Source organism: Psychrobacter sp. (assembly GCF_030457785.1).
Taxonomy (GTDB): Bacteria; Pseudomonadota; Gammaproteobacteria; order Pseudomonadales; family Moraxellaceae; genus Psychrobacter.
This window is the reverse complement of the sequence record NZ_JAKDUI010000256.1, coordinates 1-3,269: the sequence shown is the minus strand read 5'-3', so window position 1 is coordinate 3,269 and position 3,269 is coordinate 1. Positions and strand designations below refer to the sequence as shown.

The following is a 3,269-nucleotide window of genomic DNA, read 5'->3' as shown; positions in this document are numbered from 1 at the left end:
TGTGGATAATTGTCACTAGGCGAACCTTAAGTGCTATGCTAAACTAACCCGTAAAGTGCCTTGACTACTTATCACAATTTATAGCACATAAAGATATTCGTCTTATCATCCTAAATTATACTTATTACTCACATTTTTATGGTTACCTAGTTTGTTTATAAATAATTAGGTTAATGATGTTGTGTGTTGAAAATAATTTTGTGCGTTTAAAACATGTGTGATGTCAATGTAATTATAAATACAACCTTATTAAGTACCGTCTGAGTACCGCGTTTTTTGGTAAGCGATACGCCAAACAAGGATTTATTGTGTCTGTCAGTTCTGATTCTGCAAAACCCGCCCAGTTAAATACAACGAATAAAACACTGTCTCAGCCTACTGAAAACAGTGTTAACTCCAATAGCATGCCATATTTGAATAGCTTTGCCAGCGAGGTTGCCAATAGTTGGTTGTTGCCTGATGGAGTGGTGGATGTGCTGTTTGAAGATGCGCATAAGCAAGAAGTGCTGCGCTATCAGTTGACTCAGCAGCTAATCACTCATGGCTACCAGTTGGTCAATCCACCAATGATTGAGTTTACTGAGTCGTTATTGAGTGATGCATCAGAAGACTTGAAGCGACAAACCTTTAAAATTATCGATCAGCTCACGGGACGCCTGATGGGGTTGCGTGCTGATATTACGCCGCAGATATTGCGTATCGACGCACATCATGGCGGAACAGGAATTGCGCGCTACTGCTATGCAGGGGATGTGATTCACACATTGCCGTCTGGTTTGTTTGGCTCGAGAACCCCTCTGCAGCTAGGCGCTGAAATATTTGGCTGTGCGTCACTTGCCGCGGATATCGAGCTAATTGACGTGCTGTTTGCTATGCTCAATAAATTGAATATGAGCGCGACCTTGCATATCGACTTGGGTCACGTGGCGATATTTAAACGTTTGGCTGAGTTGGCCGAGTTATCAAGTCATGATGCTGAGCAGTTGATGCATTTGTATGCCAATAAAAACTTACCAGAGCTAAAGCGTGTCTGTAAATCGCTACCAATGGGCGACGATTTTTACGCATTAGCGCGTTTCGGTCATGATATCGAAAATCTATTGGCTAAGCTGACCGCCACCGCACAGCAAGACGAAACCATTGTGACTGCTATTGATGAGTTACAGCGTCTCAAAGACCATCTACAGCAGCAATGGCAGTGTGCTGTCAGTATTGATGTGACAGAGTTGTCAGGCTATCACTATCATACAGGCATTGTATTCAATGGTTATATCAACAACGAGACTCAACCATTGGTACGTGGTGGGCGTTTTGATGGTATGCAAAGCGGTGGTCAGTTAGCAGCCAACCAACCACGAGAAGCCACTGGTTTTAGTATGGATGTCAGCCGCTTGCTTGCTCATACTGAGCTTGAAGCACCAACGGTTGTGTTGGTTGATTTTCAATCATTAGACAGTGCTGCTAAAGGGCAAAAACAGATACTGATACAGCAAGTGGAAAGTCTACGTCAGCAGGGTTATCGGGTCGTTATGCCATTAAGCGCAGACGATCGCCCGACCGACGTGACGCATCATCTGATCTCTGTAGATAATCAATGGCAATTACAGGCACTTTAACTGCCAGATTATTAAGTTTAAATTAGCAACTTGCTCAGTGCTGGCAAGATAATAGAGCGCTGGGTGAAAGTAGAAGGCGCATTATAGCTGCTTAGCATTATAAGCAGTTTGAATATCATTTTAGTTTTCCAAGCGTTATTGCACACACCTCAATACATAAAGGTAAGGATTGATCATGGGTAAGAATGTCGTAGTTTTGGGTAGCCAATGGGGCGATGAGGGTAAGGGTAAGATTGTAGATTTACTTACTGAAAAATCGTCAGCAGTTGCTCGCTTTCAAGGTGGCCATAACGCTGGTCATACGTTGGTTGTCGATGGCAAAACCACCGTCCTACATTTGATCCCATCAGGTATCCTGCGTGACGATGTCACCTGTTTTATCGGTAACGGTGTGGTTTTAGCACCCGATGCATTATTGATTGAAATCAAAGAGCTTGAAGCCAATAATGTGCCAGTGCGTGAGCGTCTACGCATTTCACCAAACTGCCCACTTATCATGCCATATCACGTGGCGCTTGACCAAGCACGTGAAGCCAAGCGTGGCAGTGGAAAAATTGGCACGACGGGTCGTGGCATTGGTCCTGCCTACGAAGACAAAGTAGCGCGCCGTGCTATTAAGCTTGCAGATTTATTCCGTAGCGATTTAGAAGAAAAGCTACGTAACCTAATCGAATATCATAACTTCCAACTAACTCAGTATTATAAAGTTGATGCGATTGATTTTGATGAGACGTTTAAGCTTTGCCAAGAGTGGAAAGAAGAGATTAAAGGTATGGTTACTGATGTAACCGAAGACCTAAATCAACTGCGTTTGGCAGGTAAAAATCTGATGTTTGAAGGTGCGCAAGGTACTTTACTTGACATTGACCATGGTACTTATCCATTTGTGACCAGTTCAAGTGTAACAGCGGGTGGTGTTTCTACTGGTACAGGTATCGGTCCACTATATTTAGATTATGTTCTTGGTATCACTAAAGCCTACACCACACGCGTTGGTAGTGGTCCGTTCCCAACTGAGCTTTTTGATGATGTTGGCGCGCACTTGGCAAATGTTGGTCATGAGTTTGGTGCGACAACTGGTCGTGCCCGCCGCTGTGGTTGGTTTGATGCCGAAGCATTACGCCGTGCAGTGGTACTAAACTCATTAACAGGTATCTGCTTAACCAAGCTTGATGTGTTAGACGGTTTAGAAGAGCTGTTGATTGGTGTTGGTTACGACTTACCTGAAACAGAGTGTGCAGGCGCACATGATGCTGAATTCTACGAGTCAGTAACGCCAAAGTATGAGACGCTTGCCGGTTGGACTGAGTCAACCGTCGGGATTACCAACTATGATGATCTACCAGAAAATGCCAAAAAATACATCAAGCGTATCGAAGCATTGATTGGTTGCCCTGTTGATATCATCTCAACTGGTCCTGACCGCGAAGAAACCATCGTACTCCGTGATCCATACGATGTATAAGTGAGCTTTAAGAATCGTTGATAAATTTAACGGATGACCGAAAAGCCTGTTGAGTGAATTGACGCATCAAATGATAAAACCCCAGTGCTGCGCATTGGGGTTTTATTTTTGGCATAATATGGGAGTGTGCCCCCAATTTAATCGATATGGTCAGCAAATTACTAAAAAGCTACGGCGTTATCCTCCTT

The 3,269-nt window shown here is 43.7% G+C and carries 2 protein-coding genes; both read left to right on the top strand.

The features are described 5' to 3' along the window. Positions 1-308 precede the first annotated feature (308 nt). Positions 309-1,616, top strand: coding sequence for an ATP phosphoribosyltransferase regulatory subunit (locus L0J61_RS10205; protein WP_301466336.1), 1,308 nt, complete (start codon positions 309-311; stop codon positions 1,614-1,616). A 175-nt stretch (positions 1,617-1,791) separates the two neighbouring features. Beyond that, a complete protein-coding gene (locus tag L0J61_RS10200) occupies positions 1,792-3,081 on the top strand; it encodes an adenylosuccinate synthase (RefSeq protein ID WP_301466335.1) in 1,290 nt (429 codons plus the stop codon). Positions 3,082-3,269 lie beyond the last annotated feature (188 nt).

What these genes read in the sequence shown, in the direction of transcription:
- L0J61_RS10200 (WP_301466335.1), top strand. Translation starts at nt 1,792, where the DNA reads ATGGGTAAGAATGTCGTAGTTTTGGGTAGCCAATGGGGCGATGAGGGT.